The sequence below is a fragment of the Streptomyces viridosporus genome (assembly GCF_002078235.1).
In the GTDB taxonomy this organism is placed as follows: Bacteria; Actinomycetota; Actinomycetes; order Streptomycetales; family Streptomycetaceae; genus Streptomyces; species Streptomyces viridosporus.
On the sequence record NZ_MSGP01000642.1, the window covers coordinates 1 to 625 of the forward strand.

Here is a 625-nt window from a genome sequence, read left to right on the forward strand (position 1 = left end):
GCCCTCACCCCGCCCGCCGGGCTGCACCGGCACCTCGCCGAGCGCCTGGAAGGGGCCGCCCGCGCCTGGCTCGACCGGGCACTCGAGGAGGCCGCCGCCCACCCCGGCACCCACGGACCCATCTCCGTCTGGGAACTGCGCCTCGCCGAGGCCGGCCGCCGCTGCGGTCCCGCCCACGCCGACGCCGCCCGCGTCCTCATCCTGCACGCGGTCCGTGCCGACGCCGACACCCTGGCCCGGGTCTACCACCAGGGCACTGCGGACGAACGCCGCGCGGTCCTGCACGCCCTGCCGCACCTCGTGCCCGGATCCGACGCCCTCCCGCTCGTCGAGGACGCCCTGCGCACCAACGACACCCGCCTCCTCGCCGCCGCCGTCGGCCCGTACTCCGCCCGGCACCTCGACGCCCACGCCTGGCGGCACGCCGTACTGAAGTGCCTGTTCACCGGCGTCGCCGTCGACCACGTGGCGGACCTGGCCCGGCGCGCCCGGGGCGACGGCGAACTCGCCCGCATGCTGGGCGACTACGCCGAGGAGCGCACCGCCGCCGGCCGGACCGTCCCGGAGGACCTGCACCGCGTCCTGGCCCTGACCGAGTCCGCTCCGTCCGCCCCGTCCGCCCCCG

General features: G+C 78.4%; 1 protein-coding gene. It reads left to right on the top strand.

Features of this window, described 5'->3' with window-relative positions; all coding sequences use genetic code 11:
• Positions 1–625, top strand: a 625-nt coding sequence (locus B7L92_RS34900; RefSeq protein ID WP_081241233.1) for an EboA domain-containing protein, incomplete at both ends; no start/stop codon positions are given.